Raw genomic sequence first — 22,771 nt, 5'->3', positions numbered from 1 at the left:
CCGGACGGCTGACGTGCCGTCGGTGGGGCCCCCGGTGTGCGGACGGCCCCGCTATCGCCGGGGCGTCGCCAGCCCCAGCACGCGGTCCTTCAGCGCGGGGAACTGCTCGCGCGTCGCCGCCACCTTCGCCGGGTCGAGGTCGACCGTGAGGACCTCCTCGCCGGCGCCGGCCTCGGCCAGCACCTCGCCCCAGGGGTCCACCACGATCGAGTGACCCGCCTGCGGAACTCCCGCGTGCGTCCCGGCCGTTCCACAGGCGAGCACGAACGCCTGGTTCTCCACCGCCCGCGCCCGGGCCAGCAGCGTCCAGTGCGCGCGGCGCCGCTCGGGCCAGCCCGCCGGGAGCACCAGCACCTCGGCGCCGGCGTCGACCAGCGTGCGGAAGAGCTCGGGGAAGCGCAGGTCGTAGCAGGTGCCGAGGCCGAGCGTGGTGCCGGGCAGCGGGACCGTCACCGGCTCCCGCCCCGCGCCCATCAGCACCGCCTCGCCCTGGTCGAAGCCGAAGCGGTGGATCTTGCGGTAGGCGGCGGCCAGTTCACCGGAGGGGGAGAAGACGAGGGAGGTGTTGTAAAGGGTCCCGTCGTCCGGCCCGGAGCCGTCGGCGGAGGTCGCGCGCTCGGGGATCGACCCGGCGTGCAGCCACACGCCCGCGTCGGCCGCGGCCGCGGCCATCGTCTCGTACGTCGGTCCCTGGAGCGGTTCGGCCTCGCGGCCGAAGTCCTCGTAGGCGAAGGCGCCGGTGGTCCACAGCTCGGGCAGCACCACCAGATCGGCCCCGGCCTGGGCCCGGACCAGCGCGGCCGCGCGCTGTCTGCGCGAGACGGGCGATTCGCCCTCGTCGACGGCGATCTGGATCAGAGAGGCGCGCACACTACCACCGTCCTGGCATTCGAGTCGTCCATACGGGCCTACGATCGTCACGCGAAAGCACTGCCGGGGTGCCTGCCAGCAGCGTAACTTAGCTTCCCAGACACCCGCCGACGTGCAGCCGCCGCCCGCTGGCACCGCCGCCGCAACCTGCCCGTGTACCGACCGCCGAGGGGTCCCGTTCCGTGAGTCTGCATCCCACCCTCCAGCCCTACGCCGACGCCTGGACGCACTCCGTCGACGCGATATCAGAGATGGTGCAGCCGCTGCCCGAGGCCGAGTGGAACCGGCGGACGCCGTGCCCGGGATGGTCGGTACGCGATGTCGTCTCGCACGTCATCGGCCTGGACTGCGAACTGCTCGGCGACCCGCGCCCCATCCACTCCCTGCCGCGCGACCTCTTCCACGTCGCCAACGAGCACCAGCGCTACATGGAGATGCAGGTCGACGTCCGCCGCCATCACACGGCGCCGGAGATGACGGCCGAACTGGAGTACACGGTCATCCGCCGCAACCGCCAGATGCGCAACGAGAACCGCGAGCCCGGTGCCACGGTGCGCGGCCCGATGGGCACGGAGATCACCCTCGAACACGCCTACCGGACGCGCGCCTTCGACGTCTGGGTGCACGAACAGGATCTGCGGACGGCCCTCGGCCGCCCCGGCAACCTCGACTCGCCCGGCGCGTACGTCACCCGCGACTTCCTGCTGGACGCGCTGCCGAAGATCGTGGCGAAGGACGCGGACGCGCCGCGCAGCTCGGCCGTCGTCTTCGATGTGCACGGGCCCGTGGAGTTCCTGCGCACCATCCGCGTCGACATCCAGGGCCGCGGCACCCTGGAGACCGCCCCGGCGCTCGGCCCGGTGGCCTCCCTCACCCTCGACTGGGAGACCTATGTCCGGCTGGCCTGCGGCCGGGTGACCCCCGAGGCGGTGGCGGACCGCGTCAAGACGGAGGGCGACCAGGAGCTGGCGGAGGCCATCCTGCGGAACTTCGCGGTGACGCCGTGACGCCATGACGTCATGGCCCTGTGACGCCGTGACGTCGTGATGCCGTGGCCTTGTCAGTGATGCCGTGACCGCCCTTTCCCGGGCGGGAATTCAGGGCGCCGGCAATTCGGTGGTGGCGCTCGGAGCGACCTTCTAGCGTTGCCCGGTATGACCATCGACCTGCCTCGGCTCGCTCGGCTCACCTTCCACGGCCCCCTGTCGGAGGCCCGCGCGACCGCCATGGTCCAGCGGCTCGCGGCCAACCGCCCCCGCACCGTGCTGGACATCGGCTGCGGCTGGGCCGAGTTGCTGCTCCGGGTGCTGGACGCCGTACCGGGCGCCACCGGAACCGGTGTCGACCTGAACGCCGAGGATCTCGCCCGCGCCCGGAAGAACGCCGAGGAACGCGGGCTCGGCGACCGGGTGCGGTTCGCCGAGGAGTCCGCCGTGGGCACCGAGCGGGGCCCGGCCGACCTGGTGCTCTGTCTCGGCGCGACCCAGGCCCTCAGCGAGGCCGAGCCGCCGACGGCCGAGGCCCTGCGCGCGCTGCGGCGCCTGGTGACCGACCGGGGCCGGGTGCTGGTCGGCGAGGGTTTCTGGCAGCGGCCGCCCACCGAGGCCGAGTTGTCCGGCATGTGGCCCGGTGCCGCCCCGGACGACCACGACGATCTCGGCGGACTGCTCGACCTCGCGGTAGAGGCAGGTTTCCGCCCGGAGTGGACCGAGACGGCGAGCCTCCAGGAGTGGGAGGAGTTCGAGTCGGGCTACCAGGCGGGCCTGGAGGTGTGGCTCGCCCAGCATCCCGACCATCCCCTGGCGCCCGAGACCCGCGCCCGCCTGGACCGGCACCGCGGCCAGTGGATGAGCTACCGGGGCGTCCTCGGCATCGCGTACCTCACCCTCGTACCGGACCTGCGCTGACCCGGGACCCGGGCGGCCGGCTCACGCCGGTACGTGCACCGTCTCCACCCGGCTGGCCACCAGCCGCTCGCGCTCACGGCGGGCCGCCCGGGACCGCAGCCGCAGGATCTGGCTGAGGCCGATCGCCTGGAGGACGAACACCGCGCTGAACGCCACCTGGTAGTCGTCCCCCGTCGCGTCCAGCAGCACGCCGATCGCAAGCAGGGTGGTCATCGAGGCGATGAAACCGCCCATGTTGGTGATGCCGGACGCGGTGCCCTGACGCTCGGGCGGGTTGGCCGGGCGGGCGAAGTCGAATCCGATCATCGAGGCGGGCCCGCAGGCGCCGAGCACCGCGCACAGGACGATCAGCAGCCACATCGGGGCGTGCGGCGCGGGGTAGGCCAGCGTCGCCGCCCACAGCAGCGCGGTCGCCGCCACCGTGCACAGCGCGAGCGGCAGCCGGGCGGTGTGGTGCCGGGCGATGACCTGGCCGTAGACCAGTCCCACCACCATGTTCGAGAGCACGACGAGGGTCAGCAGCTCCCCGGCCGTGGCCCGGCTGAGTCCCTCCGCCTCGACCAGGAACGGCAGGCCCCACAGCAGCAGGAAGACCATCGCCGGGAACTGGGTGGTGAAGTGCACCCACATCCCGAGCCTGGTGCCCGGCTCCCGCCAGGCCTCGGCGATCTGCCGGCGGACGTAGGCGGAGCCCTGGTGCGGGGACGGCGCGGGCTCGTGCCCCTCGGGGTGGTCCTTCAGGAACAGCAGGGTCAGTACGAGGACGACCACGCCGGCCAGCGCGCTGCCGGCGAACGCCTGCGTCCAGCCGATGCTGTGCAGCAGCCGGGCCAGGACGAGGGTGGAGATGAGGTTGCCCGCCATGCCGACCAGGGCCGCGAGCTGCGCGACCATGGGGCCGCGGCGGGCCGGGAACCAGCGGGTGCCCAGGCGCAGCACGCTGATGAACGTCATCGCGTCACCGCAGCCCAGCAGCGCCCGGGAGGCGAGCGCGGTGCCGTACGACGGCGAGAAGGCGAAGCCCAGCTGCCCGATCGTGAACAGGACGGCGCCCAGGGCCAGCACCTTCTTGGTGCCGAGGCGGTCGACCATCAGGCCGACGGGTATCTGCATGCCGGCGTAGACCAGCAGCTGGAGTATGGAGAAGGTGGACAGCGCCGAGGCGTTCACATGGAAGCGGTCGGCCGCGTCGAGGCCCGCCACGCCCAGCGAGGTGCGGAAGATGACGGCGACGAAGTAGACCGCGACGCCTATGGACCACACGCCGACGGCCCGGACACCGCCCGGCGGGTCACCCGGAAGGGTGAGCTTGTTCATCGGACCTCACCCCGCGCGAGCAGCGACACCCGGCTCACGTGCCGGTGCACGACCCCGACGGCCGCCTCCGCGTCCCCGGCCCGCAGCGCCCGGAGGATCTCCTCGTGCTCGGCGAGCGTGGTGGCCACCCGGTCGGGGTGGGAGTACATGACGGCGACGCCCATCCGCAGCTGGCGGTCGCGCAGCTGGTCATAGAGGCGGGCCAGGATCTCATTGCCCCCGCTGCGGACGATCTCGGCGTGGAAGCAGCGGTCGGTCACCGCGGCCTCGGCCAGCTCCCCGGCGGCGACCTGCGCCTTCTGCCGCTCCAGCAGCTCGGCCAGCCGCTCCACCAGGCCCGGCGGGGCGGGTACGGCCTTGCGCGCGGCGTGCTCCTCGACCAGCAGCCGGGTCTCCACCACATCGGAGATCTCCTGCGCGGAGACGGGCAGGACCAGGGCGCCCTTCTTCGGGTAGAGCCGGATCAGGCCCTCGACCTCCAGCCGCAGCAGTGCCTCCCGCACGGGCGTGCGCGACACGCCCACGGCCTCGGCCAGCTCGCCTTCGGTGAGCAGGGTGCCGCCCTCGTAGCTCCGGTCGAGGACGCTCTGTTTGACGTGCGCGTACACGCGGTCGGCGGCGGGTGGCTGCTTGGCGGGAGGGGCGGAGTGCGGGACGGCCGTCTTCATGCCTACAGGATAGATACAACAGGTACGCAACACGCGCCGGAGTCCACGATGCGGACGTGATGCCCGTCTCCCCCCGATTGCCGCACAACCTTCTGTGCTACCTACGTGTCAGACAGATGCGGCCCTTTTCTCTGACGCACCTCAACTCGGCCGCATCCAGGGGCATTCCAGACAATCGGGGTATTCACTTTGATTACCGGCATCAAGGGCATCCGCCTCCGCCGAGCCACCGCCGTCGCGATCACCTCCGGTGCGCTGATCGCCACCGGCGCCCTGACCGCGGCGCCCGCACAGGCCGTCACCGCGCCCTCGATCGGGGCCAAGGGCGGCTATGTGATGAACAACGGGAGCGGTTCGACCCTCTACACCAAGGCCGCGGACACCAAGCGGTCCACCGGGTCCACGACCAAGATCATGACGGCCAAGGTCGTACTGGCGCAGAAGAACCTGAACCTCAACGCCACGGTGACGATCCAGAAGGCGTACAGCGACTACGTCGTCAAGAACAACGCCTCTCAGGCCCACCTGATCGTCGGCGACAAGGTGACCGTCCGCCAGCTGCTGTACGGGCTGATGCTGCCCTCCGGCTGCGACGCCGCCTACGCCCTCGCGGACAAGTACGGCTCCGGCTCCTCCCGCGCCGCCCGCGTGTCGAACTTCATCGGCAAGATGAACAGCGCCGCCAAGAGCCTCGGCCTGAAGAACACGCACTTCGATTCCTTCGACGGCATCGGCAACGGCAAGAACTACTCGACGCCGCGCGACCTGACGAAGATCGCCAGCAGTGCGATGAAGAACTCCACGTTCCGCACCATCGTCAAGACCAAGTCGTACACGGCCAAGACGAAGACCAAGTCCGGCGGCACCCGCACGATGGGCGCCTGGGTCAACACCAACGGTCTCCTCAAGAGCTACAGCGGCACCATCGGTGTGAAGACCGGCTCCGGCCCCGAGGCCGGCTACTGCCTGGTCTTCGCCGCCACCCGCCACGGCAAGACCGTCATCGGCACCGTCCTGTCCTCCACCTCCATCACCAAGCGCGAGTCGGACGCCACGAAGCTGCTCAACTACGGCTTCGCCAAGCTCGGCTGACCACGGACGCCGGTTCACCGGCTCGTCCACCGCGCAACCCGGGCCCGTCGCACCCAGCGGCGGGCCCGTCGTGCTGTCCGGGACCGGGCGGCCACCGGAGCCCGAGGGCCGGTCGGGGCGCCGCGATGAAGCGAATGGTGCTAGCTTCATTAGCACCATGTTGCTGCGTCTGGACACCACCGACACCCGCCCCCTGCACGAGCAGGTCGCGGCGGCGATCCGACGGGCCGTCGCCGAGGGCGAATGCCGTGCGGGCGAGCGCCTGCCCTCCGCCCGCGATCTCTCCGCGGCCCTGGACCTCAACGTGAACACCGTCCTGCGGGGCTTGCGCGAACTGCGCGACGAGGGCCTGCTGGAGTTCCGCCGGGGGCGGGGCATCACCGTCGCCGAGGGCGCCGCGGCCCCCCGCTCGGGGCTCCGGATCAAGGTGCGGGAGCTGGTGGCGGAGGCATCCCGGCTGGGATACAGCCGGACCGATCTCATCGACATGATCCGGGAGTCGTCATGACGGACGGGCACGACGGGGGACACGGCCGGCGCCGTGCCGTGCGCTGGGCACTGGTGGGCGGCACGGCGGTCGTCGCCGCGCTGGTCGCCGGGCTTCCCTGGCTCCAGCGGGACCGGCTCCCCGACCGGCTGGCCACCCACTGGAGCGGCGGCCCGGCACCCGACGGCTCGATGCCGCTGTGGTCGGCCTCTCTGGTGCCGGCCGCGGTCTGGCTGGTGCTCGCCCTCGCCCTGAGCGTGCGAGGGCGCCGCTCCTGGGCCGGCCCCCGCTCCTGGCTGCCGATCGCCCTCGCCCCCACCGGTGTCGTCCTCGTCGGCGCCCAGGTCTCGATCGTGCGGGCGAATCTCGACCGCGCCGACTGGCACCAGGCCCGCCAGCCGGGCTGGTGGATCGCCGTCACCCTGGCCCTCGCCGCCGCGGCCGGGGTGCTCGCCTGGCGGCTGACCGTCCGGGCCACCGCCACCGCGCCCCTGGCCGGGACCCCGGAGCTGGACCTGACGCGGGACGAGCGCCTGGTCTGGTTCTCCCGCACGGCCAACCCCTGGCTCCAGTCGCTGTCGGCGGTGGCCAGCCTGGCCGCCGTCGGCGCGATGCTGGGGCTGGTGCTGGGCTTGGCGCCCGCCGCGACGCTCTGGCCGGTGTGCGCCGCCTGCGCCGTCCTCGCCCTCGCGGGCGGCGTCTCCTCCTCGGTCCGGGCGAAGGTCTCGGAGGCGGGCCTGGAGATCTCCTTCGGTCCCCTCGGCTGGCCCGTCCGCCGCTGGACCCCGGACGCCCTCGAATCCGCCCGCGCCGAGCGGCGCCTGCCCTCCCAGGTCGGCGGCTGGGGCTACCGACTCAGCGGCCTCGGCACCACGGTCATGCTGCGCGCCGGCGACTGTCTCGTCGTACGCCCCCGGGGCCGCCGTTCCGACTTCGCCGTGAGCGTGGACGACGCGGAACGCGGCGCGGCCCTGCTGAACGCCCTCCGCGCGCGTACGCCCGAACCCGGCCGGTGAGCCGCGGCCCGGCGCCTTGTCCCTGCTAACGCGCCGGTATTCGAGGAAGTCGGTCGTAGGTCTTGAAGGTGTACGACGCGTCGTACGTCATCAGGTTTCCTTCGGCCGCCGGCAGGCCGAGGCGGTGGTTGACGAGCGGGGCGTGCGGTCCGCAGCGCTCGGCGGCGGGGGCGGCGAAGGTGTCGTCGTAGGCCGAGAACTCGATCAGCGGCGGGTCCTGGGAGACCCAGGTGGAGGGGCCCGAACGCTTCAGCTGGAAGTCGACGGGAGCGGTGGCGCCGATGGTGCAGCCGGGAGCCAGCAGGTGGCCGAGGAGCCGGAAGCGGAGACTGAACGTGCCGGTGTAGAAGTCGGACCGGCCTCCGTACTCGGGCTGTATCGCGAGACCCCGGACGCCCGGCACGGCCGTCGGCGTGCTGTGCATCGCGCCCCACACCTGCCCGTCGCCGCCGTCCGGCAGGGGCCCCTCGGCGTGCGTCATGGTGATCGGGGCGAGCCGCACCGCCACCTTTCCGATGGTCAATACCGGTGCCGCGGTGTGCACTTCGCATCTCCAGCGGGCCGGGTCGGCTCCGGCGGGCAGGGGCGGGCAGTCACGGAAGTCGGTCGTGGGCACGGCGGACGCGGCGGCCCGGGGCGCGGCGACCGCGGCACCGGACGCGCACACCGCGGCCGTACCGGCGAGAACGGCCGCACCCGCGACGGCGGCCGCGCGACGGACGGGCAGGCGCCGCACAAGGGCGGAGCGGCGAACAGGACCCGAACCGGCCCCGGCGGCAGTGGATTTCGTCATGCCACCAGCGTGCCGCCGACCGCCACACCCTCGCCATCCGTGACACCCCTGGCGGAACCCTGACCCGCCCCTGATGAGCCGTCAGGGACCGGCCTGAGAAAGGCTCAGGGATCGCCCCGTTCTCCTCTCGCAATTCATGCGTCGAATTGCGGCAAGCGCACCCTTTCCATCCGCTCCGCCGACGAACTCCCGCCATATCCCGAGCCCGTGTCAGACTCCGGCCACATTCGGTTCAGAAAAAGTCGGTGAGACGTACAACCGTTCGTGGGTGTCACGTGTCTTTCTTGCGAGTCAACAGACTCACTACATCGTTCAGAGCCCGCATACCCCCCATGCATCGTGCGCGAGGCTCTCTCCACGTGGGGAACACAGATGCGTATTCGTGCCAGCCTGGCCGCCGTGACGATGTCCGGTGCCGTGGCGCTCACCGCGCTTCTCGCTCCTGCCGCGCAGGCGGCGGACAGCCCGAAGATTCCGCAGGGCTTCACCTCGAAGCCGTCCGTCGGGCGCAACGCGCCGGCCGACGAGAAGCAGGGTGACATCAAGATCACCAAGGTCACCGACAACGCGAACAAGGACGTCGTCGTCGGCCTCGGCAAGAAGACGTTCAACATCTACGTCACGGCCACCGCCCCGTCCGGGATCTACACCGCCGACGCCATGCTGTGGCACGGCACCAGCCTGGACAGCGACGTGGACGGCGTGCTTTACACGGACACCGGCGACACCAACTCCACCTGCGACAACTGGAGCGCCACGAGCGCCACCTGCAAGATCACGATCACCGCCGTGCCGGGCACCGACCTGTACGACAGCGCCCTGAACGGCAAGTGGAACGTCTCCGTCCTCGCGGTCGCCAACAACGGTGACTACGTCGAGACGGACGTCTACAAGAACCGCTGGGTCAAGCGTGCCGCCAGCTTCAGCGGTTTCAACGCCGCTCCGGAGCCCGTCACCAAGGGCAAGACCATCACGGTCACCGGCACCCTGAACCGCGCCAGCTGGTCGTACATGAAGTACTACGGCTACGGCAGCCAGTCCGTGCAGCTTCAGTTCAAGCCCGCGAACAGCAGCACCTACAGCACGGTGAAGACGATCAAGAGCTCGTCCACCGGCTACCTGAAGACGACCGTCACCGCCTCGGTGGACGGCACCTGGCGCTTCCACTACGCCGGTAACGCCAACTCCTCCGTCGCGGACGCCTACGACTACGTCGACGTGCGCTGACCCTTCGCCGCGGACGGCGGCATGACGAAGGCCCTGTGGAGCGATCCACAGGGCCTTCGGTCTTATGCGGAAGGGCCGGTCACGCCCAGGTGATCAGCCGCTTCGGCTGCTCCAGGATCGCGGCCACATCGGCCAGGACCTTGGAGCCCAGCTCGCCGTCGACCAGGCGGTGGTCGAAGCTCAGGGCGAGGGTGGTCACCTGGCGCGGCTTGACCTTGCCCTTGTGGACCCACGGCTGGAGCTTGATCGCGCCGATGGCGAGGATCGCCGACTCGCCCGGGTTGAGGATCGGGGTGCCGGTGTCGACGCCGAAGACGCCGACATTGGTGATCGTCACCGTGCCGCCCTGCATGGCGGACGGGGAGGTCTTGCCCTCGCGCGCCGTGGCCACCAGCTCGCCGAGGGAGTCGGCCAGCTGGGGCAGCGTCTTGTCCTGCGCGTCCTTGATGTTCGGCACGATCAGACCGCGCGGGGTGGCCGCCGCGATACCCAGGTTGACGTAGTGCTTGACCACGATCTCCTGGTTGGCCTCGTCCCAGGACGCGTTGATGTCCGGGTTGCGCTTGATCGCGACCAGCAGGGCCTTGGCGATCAGCAGCAGCGGGTTGACCCGCCTGCCCTGCATCTCCTTGTCCTGCTTCAGCTCCTCGACCAGCTTCATGGTGCGGGTCACGTCCACCGTCACGAACTCCGTGACATGCGGGGCCGTGAACGCCGAGCCGACCATCGCCGCCGCGGTCGCCTTGCGCACACCCTTGACGGGGACACGGGTCTCGCGGACACCGTCGTACGAGGCCGCGGGGGCGGGCGCGGCCGGAGCCGCCGCCACCGGCGCGGGCGCGGTCACGGCCGCGGGCGTGGCCGCCGCGTGCACGTCTTCGCGCGTGATGATCCCGTCCGGGCCGGACGGGGTGACCACGGTCAGATCGACGCCCAGGTCCTTGGCCAGCTTGCGCACCGGGGGCTTGGCCAGCGGGCGGGGGCTGTCCGCCGCCGGGGCATGGCCGTTCAGCTCGGGCTGAGCGGGCGCCGGGACGGTGACCTCGGGGCCCTTGCGCGGGCGGCGCTTGGTCGCGGAGGTCGACACGCCGTAGCCCACCAGGACCGGCTGACGAGCCGCGGGCTTGGCCTCCTCGGCCGAAACCGGAGCCGATGCCGAAGCCGTTGCCGCCGCGGCCGGAGCCTCCGGTGCCGCCGGAGCCGCGGGCGCCGCCGCCTCGGCCTGTGCCGGGACCGGGGCCCCGCCCACCACCCGCACCGCGATGATCGCCGTACCCACGTCGACCGTGGTCCCCTCGGGGAACCGCAGCTCGCTGACCACACCGTCGTAGGGGATGGGCAGTTCGACGGCCGCCTTGGCGGTCTCGACCTCGCACACCACCTGGCCGTCGGTGACCGTGTCGCCCGGCTGGACGTACCACTTGAGGATCTCGGCCTCGGTCAGACCCTCGCCCACGTCGGGCATCTTGAACTCGCGTACGGACGCGTCCGTCATCGTCGTCACGACCTTCTCCCTCAGTACGCCAGCGAGCGGTCGACGGCGTCGAGCACGCGGTCCAGGTCGGGCAGGTACTCCTCCTCCAGGCGGGCCGGCGGGTACGGGGCGTGATAGCCGCCGACCCGGAGCACCGGGGCCTCCAGGTGGTAGAAGCAGCGCTCGGTGATCCGGGCGGCGATCTCGCCACCGGAGCCGAAGAACACCGGCGCCTCATGGACCACGACCAGACGGCGGGTCTTCTCGACCGAGGCCTGGATGGCGTCGAAGTCGAGGGGGGAGACCGAGCGCAGGTCCAGGACCTCCAGGCTCTTGCCCTCCTCGGCGGCCGCGGCGGCGACCTCCTGGCAGAGCTTCACCATCGGGCCGTAGGCCGCGAGGGTCAGGTCGGTGCCCTCGCGGACCACCTGGGCCTTGTGCAGCGGGGCGGGGATCGCCTCGACGTCCACCTCGGCCTTGTCCCAGTAGCGGCGCTTGGGCTCGAAGTAGATCACCGGGTCGTCGCTCTGGATGGCCTGCTGCATCATCCAGTAGGCGTCCGACGCGTTCGACGGGCTGACGACCTTCAGGCCGGCGACATGCGCGAACAGGGCCTCGGGGGACTCGGAGTGGTGCTCGACCGCGCCGATGCCGCCGCCGTAGGGGATGCGTACGACAACGGGCATCTTGACCTTGCCGAGCGAGCGCGCGTGCATCTTGGCGAGCTGGGTGACGATCTGGTCGTACGCCGGGAAGACGAAGCCGTCGAACTGGATCTCCACCACCGGCCGGTAGCCGCGCAGGGCCAGGCCGATCGCGGTGCCGACGATGCCGGACTCGGCGAGCGGGGTGTCGATGACCCGGCTGTCGCCGAAGTCCTTCTGGAGGCCGTCCGTGACCCGGAAGACGCCACCGAGCTTGCCGACGTCCTCGCCCATGACCAGGACCTTGGGGTCGGCCTCCAGGGCGCGGCGCAGCGACTCGTTGATGGCCTTGGCCATCGCCATCTTCTCGGCCATCTCAGTGACCCCCTTCTGCGTCCGCGAACGACGCCTGGTAGGCGGCGAACTGGGCCCGCTCCTCGTCGACGAGCGCGTGCCCGTCCGCGTACACGTTCTCGAAGATGGCGAAGTGGTCCGGGTCGGGCATGGCGCGGACCGCTTCGCGCACTCGCTTGCCCAACGCCTCGGACTCCGCTTCGAGTTCCTCGAAGAATCCCTCGTCCGCGTGGTTCGACGCCTCCAGATGGCGGCGCAGGCGCAGGATCGGGTCCTTGGCCTCCCAGGCCTGCCGCTCCTCGTCGCCACGGTAGCGGCTGGGGTCGTCGGAGGTGGTGTGGGCGCCCATGCGGTAGGTGAACGCCTCGACCAGGGTCGGTCCCTCGCCGTTGCGGGCGCGCTCCAGGGCCCACTTGGTGACCGCGAGGCAGGCCAGCACGTCGTTGCCGTCCACGCGCACGCCCGGGAAGCCGTAGCCCTGGGCGCGCTGGTAGAGCGGCACCCTGGTCTGCTTCTCGGTCGGCTCGGAGATCGCCCACTGGTTGTTCTGGCAGAAGAACACCACCGGCGCGTTGTAGACCGCGGAGAAGGTGAACGACTCGGCCACGTCGCCCTGGCTGGAGGCGCCGTCGCCGAAGTAGGCGATGACGGCCGAGTCCGCGCCGTCCTTGGCCACGCCCATCGCGTAGCCGGTGGCGTGCAGCGTCTGCGAGCCGATGACGATCGTGTACAGGTGGAAGTTGTTGCTGTTGGGGTCCCAGCCGCCGTTGTTCACGCCGCGGAACATGCCGAGCAGGTTGGCCGGGTCCACACCGCGGCACCAGGCGACGCCGTGCTCGCGGTAGGTCGGGAAGACGTAGTCGTCCTCCCGGGTGGCCCGCCCGGAGCCGATCTGGGCGGCCTCCTGGCCCAGCAGGGAGGCCCACAGGCCCAGCTCGCCCTGGCGCTGGAGTGCGGTGGCCTCGGCGTCGAAGCGACGGGTGAGCACCATGTCGCGGTAGAGGCCGCGCAGGTCTTCGGGAGTGATGCCGGCGACGTAGGAGTCGTACACGGCGTTCTTGACCCGCTTGCCCTCCGGCGTCAGAAGCTGCACGAGCTCGGGCTCGGTGCTCTTCTTCGCGCCGGCGCGCGCGGTGCGCGGGGCTCGGGTCGTGCTGGTGGTGCGCTTGGCGCCGGTGGCTCCGGACTTGATCCCGGCCGAGTCGGCCTTGCTGCCGGTGGTGCCGGCCTTGCCTGCGGCGCTGCGCTTGCGCGCGGCACTGCTGTCCACGGTCACGTGTGCTCCTCCGTCGTTCCGGCCCCCGGGGTTGCCGGTAGGCCAGTGCGGCTCACCTGTTTCGACCACCGGGCACGGGGTGGGTGCCACTCGGCCGGGAACAGGCGTGACAGGTGCCCCGGCGAGCGCCCTGCGACCATTACGTTACCCAGTGCTCCACATTTCTGTGAAACCCCACTTGACCTGCGATTTTGCTTGGATTTCCAAGTAAATCGAAGAGATGCGGAAGCGCGCTGGTCACAGCCTTGTGGCAAGGCCGGAGCATGCGAACGTTATCCCGGTCACCCAGGTGACGGGAAGAGTTCTCGGAGGGAGAACGGTCCCGTGCTTTGCGGGAGGAATACTCCGAAACCTTGAAAAGCCTCTGGACCTGCTCGAACACGGCGGACCTCCACCGTTCGGCCCGGTTCACCCTGTGACCGATTGCGACCGCCGACGACTGACTGTGAAAGCCCCAGCTCACAGGGTATTTTTCGTGCCCTAGCATCTGCGGCGTGCCGCGCCTTTGTGTACCACCCCCCATGCCCCACGCGCCCCCTCTGGGCGCTTTGCTCCGCCTGTACGACGCCGCCGGGACGCCCCTGGCCTGCGAACCGGTCGACCAGGGGCTGCTCAATCGCGGCTACCGGCTGTGCACCACGCGTGGCCGGTATTTCCTCAAGCACCACTTCGACCCCGACACGGCCGACCCGGCCGCCATCGAACGCCGGCACCGGGCCACCCAGCGCCTGGCCGCCCTCGGTGTGCCGGTCGCCGTGCCGCTCGCGCACCGGGAGGGCCGTACCGTCGCCGTAGTCGGCGGCCATGCCTACGCCCTGCACCCCTGGATCGACGGCGGACACCGCCACGGCGGCCAGCTCACCCGCTCGGAGAGCGCGCGCCTGGGAGCGCTGCTGGGCGCCGTACACGCCTGCCTGGAGCGTGTGATGCCGCCCAAGGGGCGCACCCGTCCGGCCACCAGCCCCCACCCCGTGGAGAGCGCCGACCCGGCCGACACGTTCACGCTCATCGACGAGTTACTCGCCCGGGTGCGCCGGCACCGCCCGTCCGACGCCTTCGACGCACTGGCCCGGCACCGGCTGCGGGAGCGGCGGGTCCTGCTGGAGCGGCACGCGGACCGGCGCCCGCCGCCCGGCGGCCCGGTGGGCTGGGTGCACGGCGACTTCCACCCGTTCAACCTGCTCTACAAGGACGGCACCCCGGCCGCCATCGTGGACTGGGACCGGCTCGGCGTGCAGCCCCGCGCCGAGGAGGCCGTGCGCGCCGCCGCGATCTTCTTCGTACGCCCCGCGGGCGCCCTGGACCTGCCGAAGGTACGGGCGTACGCCCGCGCGTATCGGCGCGCGGCCGATGCCACGCCCGCGGAGCTGGCGGCGGCCGTACGCCGGGTGTGGTGGGAACGTCTGAACGACTTCTGGATGCTGCGCTGGCACTACGAGCGCGGTGACACCCGCGCCGACTGCCAGTTCCCGGCCGCCTCGGCGCTCGTGGTGTGGTGGACCCGCGAGTACGACGCGGTGTGCGATGCCTTCACCGGGTGAGCGGGTTTACGTCCGTCCCGGCGGCCAAGGAGTGGTCTTTCACCGGCGCAGTGGGCTTCCACCGCCCGGCAAACGACCGGGGCCCGGTCTCCCGGGCCCCGCGGATGTCCTCTTGGCGGCCAGTCCCGCCGTAGTGCGACCGACGAGCGGTCCGCCGATGTTCAGCCGGTGGGCAGTCCCGCCGCCCCGCCGGCCGCCGCGTTGCCGTCGGTGGCGTTGCCGGCCGTGGTGCCCGCGTCCGTGCCGCCGCCCGTGGCTCCGGTGTCGGTGCCGCCGTCCGCGGCGCCGCCGTCCGCGTTGCCGCCGTCCGTCGGATCCGTGGGCTGCGTCGAGGTGGGCGGGGTCTTCGTCGGCTGGTCGGTGGGGCCGGTGGTCTCCGGATCGGTCGGCGTGTCCGACGGCGTGTACGACGGCGACCAGCCCGACCCGGAACCGATGCCCGACCCGTCGTCGGTCGAGGTGTCCGTGGGCTGCCCGGTGTTGTCGTCGCTCGGGCTGGACGAGGCGGAGTCGTCGTCGGTGCTCTTGGTGTGCGTGGCCGGCGGCTTGGTGTCCGTCCCCGCACCGCCTCCGCCGCCCGCGCCCTTCAGTGCCAGCGCCACGCCCGCCGCGATGGCGATGACCGCGAGCACGGCGAGGATCCACAGCTTGCCGCGGCCGCTGCCCTTGTTGCCGTGCCCCTCGAAGCCGCCGTCGTCGCCGTGGCCGTAGCCCTGTGGCAGCAGCGGCTGCGGGATCTGCGTGGTGCCGGCGCCGGCCATCGGGTGCGACATGGCGGTCGTCCCCGCGAAGCCGCCCGCCGGGGTGTGCCGGCCGTCGTGCGCCGCCACCGGGCCGGTGTTCCAGGTGCCGGTGTGGCCGCCCTGGTCGTACAGCATCTGGAGGCCGTACTGGACCAGGCCGCGCATCTCCTCCGCCGTCTGGAACCGGTCGTCCGGCTCCTTGGCGAGCGAGCGCATGACCAGGCCGTCCAGCTCCGGCGGGCAGGCCTGGAGTACCTGCGACGGCGCGACGGGCGTGTCCTGGACGTGCTGGTAGACCACGGACAGCGGCGTCTCGCCGGTGAACGGGGGCCGCAGCGCGAGCAGTTCGTACAGCAGGCAGCCGGTCGCGTACAGGTCGGAGCGGTGGTCGACGGCCTTGCCGAGCGCCTGCTCGGGGGAGAGGTACTGGGGGGTGCCCATGACCATGCCGGTCTGGGTCATCGTGGACTGCGCGCCGTGCAGGGCGCGGGCGATGCCGAAGTCCATCACCTTGACGGCGCCGCTGTCGGTGATGATCACGTTCGCCGGCTTGATGTCGCGGTGCACGATGCCGTGCTGATGCGAGTAGGCGAGCGCCTCCAGGACACCGGAGACGATGATCAGCGCCTGCTCGGGTCCGGGCGCCTCCGCGTTGATCAGCAGATCGCGGATGGTGCGGCCCTCGACCAGCTCCATGACGATGTACGGCACCGACTGGCCGCCGACGACGTCCTCGCCGGAGTCGTACACGGCGACGATCGCGTGGTGGTTGAGCCCGGCGACCGACTGTGCCTCACGCGTGAACCGCGCCTTGGAGACGGGGTCCTCGGCCAGGTCGGCGCGGAGCAGCTTGACCGCGACCGTACGGCCCAGACGGACGTCCTCGGCCGCGAAGACCTCGGCCATGCCGCCCCGGCCCAGGCGGTGCGTGAGCCGGTAGCGGCCGTCGCCGACCAGCCCCGCGTTGCCCCAGTTCTCCGGCCCGTCGGACATGCCGCCGCCGCCAGACGCCTCCGGGTCGGACGGGCCCTGGGCGCTGTGCGTCTGTGCCATCAGTCCTCGCCGTCGTTTCTGCCCGCGGTGCGCGCGGTGTTGTCACGGTCTCCGTCGGCCACGCTACAGCCTCCGTGGGGGCCGCCGGTTCGGAACCGGAACCGGGACCGACTCTGCGACGGACCGGCCATGAAACCCTCCGCACGGGCCGTCGTGCAAATTCTGTGTGCTGCTCGCACGCCCCCTGTAACGCTTGCGCGACGCTTCTTGCCCGTACGGTCACGGAACGGGCACCGAGCTTGACGTGTCAGTGACCTGGGGCAGACTTGGCCGGGAATGACACATTCGATCAAGGCCTGTGCGACGAGCCAAGGTGCCGGACGGCCGATGGGGGACGCGGAGAGATGAGCCAGGACGGCACACACGGCCGGTACTCGGGGCAGGGTCTGGCCGGTGGCCGATACCAGCTGCGCGACTTGCTCGGCGAGGGCGGCATGGCCTCGGTGCACCTCGCCTACGACGCCGTACTGGACCGCCAGGTCGCGATCAAGACCCTGCACACCGAGCTGGGCCGGGAGCAGGCCTTCCGCGAGCGCTTCCGCCGTGAGGCCCAGGCCGTGGCGAAGCTCACGCACACCAACATCGTCTCCGTCTTCGACACGGGCGAGGACGACCTGGGCGGCCTGGCGACTCCGTACATCGTCATGGAGTACGTCGAGGGCCGCCCACTGGGCTCGGTCCTGGAGGAGGACATACGGCGGTACGGCGCCATGCCCGCCGACCAGGCGCTGAAGGTCACCGCGGATGTGCTCGCGGCGCTGGACATCAGCCATGAGATGGGGCTGGTCCACCGCGACATCAAGCCCGGCAACGTGATGGTGACCAAGCGCGGTGTGGTCAAGGTCATGGACTTCGGCATCGCGCGCGCCATGCAGTCCGGCGTGACCTCGATGACGCAGACCGGCATGGTCGTCGGCACCCCGCAGTACCTCTCGCCCGAGCAGGCCCTCGGCCGCGGCGTGGACGCCCGCTCCGACCTGTACTCGGTCGGCATCATGCTCTTCCAGCTGGTGACCGGGCGGCTGCCGTTCGACGCGGACTCCCCGCTGGCGATCGCGTACGCGCATGTGCAGGAGGAGCCGGTCGCCCCGTCCTCCATCAACCGCTCGCTGCCCCCGGCGGTGGACGCGCTGGTCGCCCGCGCGCTGCGGAAGAACCCGAACGAGCGCTTCCCGACCGCCGACGCCATGCGCGAGGAGTGCCTGCGGGTCGCCGCCTCCCTCCAGGCGGCCGCGCCGAGCATCGTGCCGAACGCCGGTCCGCAGCAGAGCGGCTCGGGCGTCGGCTCCGCGGTGTTCCCGCCGGTCGACCAGAGCCTCCAGACGCCGCCCGGACCGGTGCAGACGCCGTACCAGCCGGGTCCGTACGGCCCCCACACCCCGGCGCCGGCCACGCCCGCGCCGTCCTACGGCTATCCCCAGCAGGCGGGCTACCAGACGCCTCCGGTGGGCTACGGGCCCGGCACCCCGCCGCCGTACGCGGGGACCCCGCAGACGACCACGCAGGGGTCCGGCTCGGGCGGCGGCAAGAGCGGCAAGGCCGTGATCATCGGCGCGGTCGGGGTGTCGCTCGTCGCGGTCGTCGGCCTGGTCGTCGCGCTGACCATGAACAGCGGTGGCGGCGGCGGTGGCGACACCGGCGGGCACGGCGGCTCCAGCGCCTCGGCGTCCCCCACCCACCAGGCGGGCTACCGGGGCCCGGACACCACCCGGGTGATCGACAAGACCAAGTGCACGGAGCCGGACGAGTCCTACGACGACCCCAACAAGATCCAGCTGCCCGATTTCCGCTACAAGGACATCAACTCCGTGAAGGCCTGCTTCCAGGCCGCGGGCTGGACGCTGCACGTCAAGAAGGTGGACGACAACACCTGGGGTGACGGCACCGTCATGGACCAGTTCCCGTCCGAGGGCACGGACGTGAACGCCAAGGACCCGGGCACCATCGAGCTGAGCGTGTCGACGGGTAATCCGCCGCAGTAGGGACGCGGGTACGAGGAGGGGCCCGGCGCTCATGCGCCGGGCCCCTTTCGCGTGTTCGGCGCGCGAAACCTCGTACCCCGGACGTGAATCCTCGTGGGACCTGCTCGTGGGACCTGCTCGGGGACCTACAGGTACGGGCCGCCCGAGTGCCCGCCCGTGTGCTGGTCGTCGCCCTCGGGACCCGACACCCCCGGCGGGAGCGCCCGGCGCATCTGCTCCAGCTGCGCCCGCGCGGCCATCTGCTGGGCGAACAGCGTGGTCTGGATCCCGTGGAAGAGGCCCTCCAGCCACCCCACCAGCTGGGCCTGCGCGATGCGCAGCTCGGCGTCGCTCGGGGTGACGTCGTCGGTGAACGGCAGCGACAGGCGCTCCAGTTCCTCGACCAGCTCCGGCGCCAGACCGTCCTCCAGCTCCTTCACCGAGCTGGCGTGGATCTCCCGCAGCCGCACCCGGCTGGCCTCGTCGAGGGGAGCGGCACGCACCTCCTCGAGGAGCTGCTTGATCATGCTGCCGATCCGCATGACCTTGGCGGGCTGCTCGACCTGCTCGGTGACCGGAATCTCGCGGGAATCGTCGTCCCCGCCTCCGCCGCCGAGCGCCATCCCGTCCTGGCCCACGACGAGGATCTGGGGCTTCTCCGGCGACCGTTCGTTCCTCGGCATCTCCATGCCGTCATTCTCTCGCACCCGCCCACCTCACCACCGTGGCGCCCCCCGGTGCAGCGGATCCGCCGTTTAGACCCGTCGGCCCAATCCGGAATGCCCAAAGAGTCCGGCGATGTGAGGCTGTTCCCGTCGGTTCATCATCGATCACGCGCTCACGCCAGCTGGGCTCCGGGAGGTCACCGACGTGACTCCATGGCTGCGACTCACCCACCCCTGTCTGCGGCTGCTGCTCGTCCTCACGGCGGCCCTGCCCGCCTACGGCACCGCCGCCGCGTACGCCGCCGAGGCCGGTCCTCCGCACTCCCCCACCGCGCGCCACCCCGCCGGCACACCCTCGGCCTCGTCCTCGTCCTCGTCCTCGGCCTCGTCCTCCGGCCACGCGGGCGGCCCGGGCGGTGCGGGAGGATCCTCGGCGGCCGGGAACACCGCCGGTTCCGGTCACTCCGGGCACGATCACCAGGACCGCCCGGAACACGACGGCGCCGGCCCCCAGCACCCGGCCGTGCCGTCCGCCTCGGCCTCCGCCTCGGACAACGCGCCGTCCGGCGAGCCGTCCCGGGCGGGGAGCGGCGCCGGTGAGGGGAAGCTGCACCCGGGGCGGCAGGACGGGCCCTGGGCCCAGGTGGAGGGCGACGAGGACTCCGTCCCCGACTCCGCCGCCGCACAGCCTGCGGAGCCGGAGACCGCGGAGACCCCGACGGCCTCCCGGCCCACCGAGGAGGCGGGTCTCGATCCCACACCAGGTCAGTCGGCCGATCAGAACGCCGCCCGGCAGAGCGAGAACGCGAGCGAGCCGACCCTGCGGATCCTGCCGCTGGGCAGTGGGCTCGTCCTCATCGGCCTGGGCCTCGGCCTGGCCTTCCTGGGACTGCGGCTGCGCAGAACCTGAGCCCCGGGTCCGGACGGCGCGCTACGGCGCCACCAGCAGCACCTTGCCGATGTGGCCGCTCTCCTCCACCACCCGGTGCGCCTCGGCGGCCCGCGCCATCGGCAGCTCGCGGTCCACCACCGGGCGCACCCGCCCCGCGGCGAGCAGCGGCCAGACATGTTCGCGCACCGCCGCGACGATGGCCGTCTTCTCCTCCACCGGCCGCGCCCGCAGCGAGGTCGCGGTGACGGCGGCCCGCTTGTGCAGCAGCGCGCCGATGTTCAGCTCACCCTTGGCACCGCCCTGGAGCCCGATGATCGCCAGGCGCCCGTTGACCGCCAGGGTCCGCACATTGCGGTCGAGGTACTTGGCGCCCATGTTGTCGAGGATGACGTCGGCACCCGCGCCGCCGGTGGCCTCCTCGACCTCGGCGACGAAGTCCTGCTCCCGGTAGTTGATCAGGATGTCCGCGCCCAGCTCGGCGCAGCGTTCCAGCTTCTCCTTGGTCCCGGCGGTCACCGCGACCTTGGCGCCGACCGCCTTGGCCAGCTGGATCGCCATGGTCCCGATGCCACTGGAGCCGCCGTGCACCAGCAGGGTCTCGCCCGGCCGCAGGTGGGAGATCATGAACACGTTGGACCAGACCGTGCAGGCCACCTCGGGCAGCGCGGCGGCCTGCACCAGGTCGACGCCCGCCGGCACGGGAAGCAGCTGCCCGGCCGGTACGACGACCTTCTGGGCGTAGCCGCCGCCCGCGAGCAGCGCGCACACCTCGTCGCCGACGGTCCAGCCGGACACTCCGGGGCCGATCGCGGCGATCCGGCCGGAGCACTCCAGGCCGGGGTAGGGGGACGCGCCGGGCGGCGGGTTGTAGAAGCCCTGACGTTGCAGGACATCGGCGCGGTTGACGGCGCTGGCCACCACCTCGACCAGCACCTCGCCCTCGCCGGCCACCGGATCGGGGACCTCGTCCCACACCAGCGCCTCGGGACCACCAGGTTCGGGAATCGTGATCGCATGCATGTCCGCGACGCTACTCCCCCCGATGTGCCGGGCGGCCGCGGCGCTCGACGCCCCGCCTCAGTCCCTGGGCAAGGGGCGCGGATGCGGGGTGATCTGGGTGCCGGGGCTGGCGCGCACGATGGTGATGAGCCGGTCCGTCAACTGGAGGGTGCCGATGGACCGGTCGTCGTAACCGAGCACCCGATGCCCGCGTACGACGCTCACCACCAGGTCGTCGATCTCGCGCGGCCCCTTGCCCGCCTCGGCGCGCACCACCGGCCGCTCCACGAGGTCCAGGCCGCTGCCCTGCTGGATGAGGTCCTCTATGACCATGCCGGCGGCGGGGCTGAGGACGGACAGGCCGAGCAGCCGGCCGGCCGCGCTGGCGCTGGTGATGACCGCGTCGGCGCCCGACTGCCGCAGCAGCGGGGCGTTCTCCTCCTCGCGCACCGCGGCCACGATCTTCGCGCTGCGGTTGAGCTGACGGGCGGTCAAGGTGACCAGTACGGCGGTGTCGTCGCGCTGCGGGGCAACGATGATCTGCCGGGCCCTGTGCACCTCGGCCCGCCTGAGCACATCGCTGCGGGTGGCGTCGCCCATGACCCCGGCGTAGCCGTCGGCGGTCGCCGCGTCGATCACCTTGGCGCTGGGGTCGACCACGACCACCTGCTCCTTCTTCAGCCCGGTCGCGCAGACGGTCTGTACGGCCGAGCGCCCCTTCGTGCCGAAGCCGACGACGACGGTGTGCTCGCGCAAGGCGGACCTCCAGCGTTTCAGGCGCCATTCCTCCCGGGTGCGCTCGGTGAGGACCTCCAGCGTGGTGCCGACCAGGATGATCAGAAACAGCACACGCAGGGGCGTGATGACGAAGATGTTGGTCAGCCGGGCGCTGTCGCTGACCGGGGTGATGTCGCCGTATCCCGTGGTGGAGAGGGTGACGGTGGCGTAGTAGAACGAGTCGAGCAGGTCCACGGAGTCATCGGCGCTGTCGTGGTAGCCCGCGCGGTCGGCGTAGACGACCAGCGCGGTGAGGACCAGCACCAGCAGCGCCATGAGCAGCCGTTTGGCGACCTGGCGGAGCGGCCGTTCCACCACCTTCATCGGCAGCTTCACCCGGTTGTCGACCAGGCGTTCGTCCGCCGTGAGGGTGTCGTCCTGCGGGATCCCGTTGGCATCGGGGGTGTTGAGGGTGTCGCCGTCCGCACGTTTCACGTGAAACATACCCCGATCCCCGCGGTCGTCCAGGGCAGGTCCAGCAGCTCCGTCTCCACACCCTGCCGGGCCCCGCCCGGAGGTACGACGGCCAGCGCGTCGGCGGCGGCGATGCCGCGCAGCATGGCCGGGCCGTTGTAGTGCAGCGGTACGGCGCGGTCGCCGCGCAGCACCACGGGGACGAGCCGGGTGTCGTACGGGTGCCCGTGCACCGGCTCCGTCAGCGGCAGCGTGTACGGCTCGGGGGCGGGGCGCGCGGCGAGGGTGCGCAGCAGCGGTTCGGCGAGCGTGATGAGGCCGGAGACGGCCGCGAGGGGGTTTCCGGGCAGGCCGACGAGGTGCTGGTCGTCCCTGGTGCGGGCCAGCAGCATGGGGTGGCCGGGGCGCACCTTCACGCCGTCGACGAGGAGTTCGGCGCCGAGGCGTTCCAGGGTGGGGTGGACGTGGTCGTGGGGTCCGGCGGCGGTGCCCCCGGTGGTGACGATCAGGTCGGCCGTCGAGGCGGTGATCGCCTTGTGCAGGGCCTTGGCGTCGTCACGGATCCGGCGCACCGCGACGACCTCGGCGCCGAACTCCTCGT

Annotated in this window: 21 protein-coding genes; 9 read left to right on the top strand and 12 right to left on the bottom strand. The window is 71.7% G+C overall.

What is annotated here, in order from left to right; all coding sequences use genetic code 11:
- Positions 1 to 51: 51 nt before the first annotated feature.
- Positions 52 to 870, bottom strand: a complete 819-nt coding sequence (locus CCN72_RS02415; protein WP_086806120.1) for a carbon-nitrogen family hydrolase — start codon at positions 868 to 870, stop codon at positions 52 to 54.
- 182 nt (positions 871 to 1,052) lie between these two features.
- Between CCN72_RS02415 and CCN72_RS02410 the strand changes: the two genes are divergently transcribed.
- Both CCN72_RS02410 and CCN72_RS02405 read left to right on the top strand, forming a co-directional pair.
- Complete coding sequence (locus tag CCN72_RS02410) at positions 1,053 to 1,877, top strand: maleylpyruvate isomerase family mycothiol-dependent enzyme (protein ID WP_085565689.1); 825 nt, start codon at positions 1,053 to 1,055, stop codon at positions 1,875 to 1,877.
- A gap of 147 nt (positions 1,878 to 2,024) precedes the next feature.
- Positions 2,025 to 2,777, top strand: coding sequence for an SAM-dependent methyltransferase (locus tag CCN72_RS02405; protein WP_086806119.1), 753 nt, complete (start codon positions 2,025 to 2,027; stop codon positions 2,775 to 2,777).
- A gap of 21 nt (positions 2,778 to 2,798) precedes the next feature.
- Here CCN72_RS02405 and CCN72_RS02400 read toward each other — a convergent pair whose 3' ends face one another.
- Positions 2,799 to 4,094, bottom strand: coding sequence for an MFS transporter (locus CCN72_RS02400; protein WP_086806118.1), 1,296 nt, complete (start codon positions 4,092 to 4,094; stop codon positions 2,799 to 2,801).
- Positions 4,091 to 4,762 (bottom strand): GntR family transcriptional regulator, encoded by a 672-nt coding sequence (locus CCN72_RS02395; protein ID WP_086806117.1) that lies wholly within the window; start codon positions 4,760 to 4,762, stop codon positions 4,091 to 4,093. The genes CCN72_RS02400 and CCN72_RS02395 overlap by 4 nt, the downstream gene beginning before the upstream one ends.
- Before the next feature lie 189 nt (positions 4,763 to 4,951).
- Between CCN72_RS02395 and CCN72_RS02390 the strand changes: the two genes are divergently transcribed.
- The 3 genes from CCN72_RS02390 to CCN72_RS02380 all read left to right on the top strand — a co-directional run bounded on the left by CCN72_RS02390 (position 4,952) and on the right by CCN72_RS02380 (position 7,357).
- Positions 4,952 to 5,854 carry a D-alanyl-D-alanine carboxypeptidase family protein gene (locus CCN72_RS02390; RefSeq protein WP_086806116.1) on the top strand — a complete coding sequence of 301 codons (903 nt, stop codon included), beginning with the start codon at positions 4,952 to 4,954 and terminating at the stop codon, positions 5,852 to 5,854.
- 157 nt (positions 5,855 to 6,011) lie between these two features.
- On the top strand, positions 6,012 to 6,362 hold the full coding sequence (locus tag CCN72_RS02385) for a GntR family transcriptional regulator (protein WP_086806115.1): 351 nt from the start codon (positions 6,012 to 6,014) through the stop codon (positions 6,360 to 6,362).
- Positions 6,359 to 7,357, top strand: coding sequence for a DUF1648 domain-containing protein (locus CCN72_RS02380; protein ID WP_244174110.1), 999 nt, complete (start codon positions 6,359 to 6,361; stop codon positions 7,355 to 7,357). The genes CCN72_RS02385 and CCN72_RS02380 overlap by 4 nt, the downstream gene beginning before the upstream one ends.
- Before the next feature lie 25 nt (positions 7,358 to 7,382).
- On the opposite strand, the gene CCN72_RS02375 is transcribed toward CCN72_RS02380, so the two are convergent.
- On the bottom strand, positions 7,383 to 8,150 hold the full coding sequence (locus tag CCN72_RS02375; RefSeq protein WP_244174109.1) for a hypothetical protein: 768 nt from the start codon (positions 8,148 to 8,150) through the stop codon (positions 7,383 to 7,385).
- Positions 8,151 to 8,522: 372 nt separating this feature from the next.
- Between CCN72_RS02375 and CCN72_RS02370 the strand changes: the two genes are divergently transcribed.
- Entirely contained in the window at positions 8,523 to 9,377 is an 855-nt protein-coding gene (locus tag CCN72_RS02370) for a hypothetical protein (protein ID WP_086806114.1), read from the top strand.
- A gap of 79 nt (positions 9,378 to 9,456) precedes the next feature.
- Here the strand turns inward: CCN72_RS02370 and CCN72_RS02365 are convergent, their stop codons facing one another.
- From CCN72_RS02365 to pdhA, 3 genes are read right to left on the bottom strand one after another with little or no spacing between them, the layout of a single operon-like run.
- Positions 9,457 to 10,881, bottom strand: coding sequence for a dihydrolipoamide acetyltransferase family protein (locus CCN72_RS02365; RefSeq protein WP_086806113.1), 1,425 nt, complete (start codon positions 10,879 to 10,881; stop codon positions 9,457 to 9,459).
- Between the two features lie 11 nt (positions 10,882 to 10,892).
- Positions 10,893 to 11,870 (bottom strand): alpha-ketoacid dehydrogenase subunit beta, encoded by a 978-nt coding sequence (locus CCN72_RS02360; protein WP_085565680.1) that lies wholly within the window; start codon positions 11,868 to 11,870, stop codon positions 10,893 to 10,895.
- Position 11,871: 1 nt separating this feature from the next.
- Positions 11,872 to 13,125, bottom strand: a complete 1,254-nt coding sequence (gene pdhA, locus CCN72_RS02355; protein ID WP_086806112.1) for a pyruvate dehydrogenase (acetyl-transferring) E1 component subunit alpha — start codon at positions 13,123 to 13,125, stop codon at positions 11,872 to 11,874.
- A 521-nt stretch (positions 13,126 to 13,646) separates the two neighbouring features.
- On the opposite strand from pdhA, the gene CCN72_RS02350 reads away from it, so the two are divergent.
- Positions 13,647 to 14,666 carry a phosphotransferase gene (locus CCN72_RS02350; protein ID WP_208637893.1) on the top strand — a complete coding sequence of 340 codons (1,020 nt, stop codon included), beginning with the start codon at positions 13,647 to 13,649 and terminating at the stop codon, positions 14,664 to 14,666.
- A gap of 161 nt (positions 14,667 to 14,827) precedes the next feature.
- Here CCN72_RS02350 and CCN72_RS02345 read toward each other — a convergent pair whose 3' ends face one another.
- Entirely contained in the window at positions 14,828 to 16,462 is a 1,635-nt protein-coding gene (locus CCN72_RS02345) for a protein kinase domain-containing protein (RefSeq protein WP_086806111.1), read from the bottom strand.
- A 344-nt stretch (positions 16,463 to 16,806) separates the two neighbouring features.
- On the opposite strand from CCN72_RS02345, the gene CCN72_RS02340 reads away from it, so the two are divergent.
- Entirely contained in the window at positions 16,807 to 18,444 is a 1,638-nt protein-coding gene (locus CCN72_RS02340; protein WP_086806110.1) for a Stk1 family PASTA domain-containing Ser/Thr kinase, read from the top strand.
- 125 nt (positions 18,445 to 18,569) lie between these two features.
- Here the strand turns inward: CCN72_RS02340 and CCN72_RS02335 are convergent, their stop codons facing one another.
- Positions 18,570 to 19,112, bottom strand: a complete 543-nt coding sequence (locus tag CCN72_RS02335; RefSeq protein WP_085565677.1) for a bacterial proteasome activator family protein — start codon at positions 19,110 to 19,112, stop codon at positions 18,570 to 18,572.
- Positions 19,113 to 19,293: 181 nt separating this feature from the next.
- On the opposite strand from CCN72_RS02335, the gene CCN72_RS02330 reads away from it, so the two are divergent.
- Positions 19,294 to 19,998 carry a hypothetical protein gene (locus tag CCN72_RS02330; RefSeq protein WP_086806109.1) on the top strand — a complete coding sequence of 235 codons (705 nt, stop codon included), beginning with the start codon at positions 19,294 to 19,296 and terminating at the stop codon, positions 19,996 to 19,998.
- A 21-nt stretch (positions 19,999 to 20,019) separates the two neighbouring features.
- Here the strand turns inward: CCN72_RS02330 and CCN72_RS02325 are convergent, their stop codons facing one another.
- The 3 genes from CCN72_RS02325 to CCN72_RS02315 form a co-directional block, all read right to left on the bottom strand.
- Positions 20,020 to 21,000, bottom strand: coding sequence for an NAD(P)H-quinone oxidoreductase (locus CCN72_RS02325; RefSeq protein WP_086806108.1), 981 nt, complete (start codon positions 20,998 to 21,000; stop codon positions 20,020 to 20,022).
- Between the two features lie 57 nt (positions 21,001 to 21,057).
- Complete coding sequence (locus CCN72_RS02320) at positions 21,058 to 22,200, bottom strand: potassium channel family protein (protein ID WP_086806107.1); 1,143 nt, start codon at positions 22,198 to 22,200, stop codon at positions 21,058 to 21,060.
- The coding region (locus tag CCN72_RS02315) for a molybdopterin-binding protein (protein ID WP_244174108.1) at positions 22,188 to 22,771 on the bottom strand (584 nt) is incomplete at its 5' end. The genes CCN72_RS02315 and CCN72_RS02320, both read right to left, overlap by 13 nt.

This window comes from Streptomyces murinus, assembly GCF_002154555.1.
Taxonomy (GTDB): domain Bacteria; phylum Actinomycetota; class Actinomycetes; order Streptomycetales; family Streptomycetaceae; genus Streptomyces; species Streptomyces murinus.
This window is presented reverse-complemented; position numbering and strand designations above follow the sequence as displayed.

What these genes read in the sequence shown, in the direction of transcription:
- CCN72_RS02405 (WP_086806119.1), top strand. Translation starts at nt 2,025, where the DNA reads ATGACCATCGACCTGCCTCGGCTCGCTCGGCTCACCTTCCACGGCCCC.
- CCN72_RS02400 (WP_086806118.1), bottom strand. Translation starts at nt 4,094, where the DNA reads ATGAACAAGCTCACCCTTCCGGGTGACCCGCCGGGCGGTGTCCGGGCC.
- CCN72_RS02395 (WP_086806117.1), bottom strand. Translation starts at nt 4,762, where the DNA reads ATGAAGACGGCCGTCCCGCACTCCGCCCCTCCCGCCAAGCAGCCACCC.
- CCN72_RS02385 (WP_086806115.1), top strand. Translation starts at nt 6,012, where the DNA reads ATGTTGCTGCGTCTGGACACCACCGACACCCGCCCCCTGCACGAGCAG.
- CCN72_RS02380 (WP_244174110.1), top strand. Translation starts at nt 6,359, where the DNA reads ATGACGGACGGGCACGACGGGGGACACGGCCGGCGCCGTGCCGTGCGC.
- CCN72_RS02375 (WP_244174109.1), bottom strand. Translation starts at nt 8,150, where the DNA reads ATGACGAAATCCACTGCCGCCGGGGCCGGTTCGGGTCCTGTTCGCCGC.
- CCN72_RS02370 (WP_086806114.1), top strand. Translation starts at nt 8,523, where the DNA reads ATGCGTATTCGTGCCAGCCTGGCCGCCGTGACGATGTCCGGTGCCGTG.
- CCN72_RS02360 (WP_085565680.1), bottom strand. Translation starts at nt 11,870, where the DNA reads ATGGCCGAGAAGATGGCGATGGCCAAGGCCATCAACGAGTCGCTGCGC.
- CCN72_RS02350 (WP_208637893.1), top strand. Translation starts at nt 13,647, where the DNA reads ATGCCCCACGCGCCCCCTCTGGGCGCTTTGCTCCGCCTGTACGACGCC.
- CCN72_RS02345 (WP_086806111.1), bottom strand. Translation starts at nt 16,462, where the DNA reads ATGGCACAGACGCACAGCGCCCAGGGCCCGTCCGACCCGGAGGCGTCT.
- CCN72_RS02340 (WP_086806110.1), top strand. Translation starts at nt 16,807, where the DNA reads ATGAGCCAGGACGGCACACACGGCCGGTACTCGGGGCAGGGTCTGGCC.
- CCN72_RS02335 (WP_085565677.1), bottom strand. Translation starts at nt 19,112, where the DNA reads ATGGAGATGCCGAGGAACGAACGGTCGCCGGAGAAGCCCCAGATCCTC.
- CCN72_RS02325 (WP_086806108.1), bottom strand. Translation starts at nt 21,000, where the DNA reads ATGCATGCGATCACGATTCCCGAACCTGGTGGTCCCGAGGCGCTGGTG.
- CCN72_RS02320 (WP_086806107.1), bottom strand. Translation starts at nt 22,200, where the DNA reads ATGTTTCACGTGAAACGTGCGGACGGCGACACCCTCAACACCCCCGAT.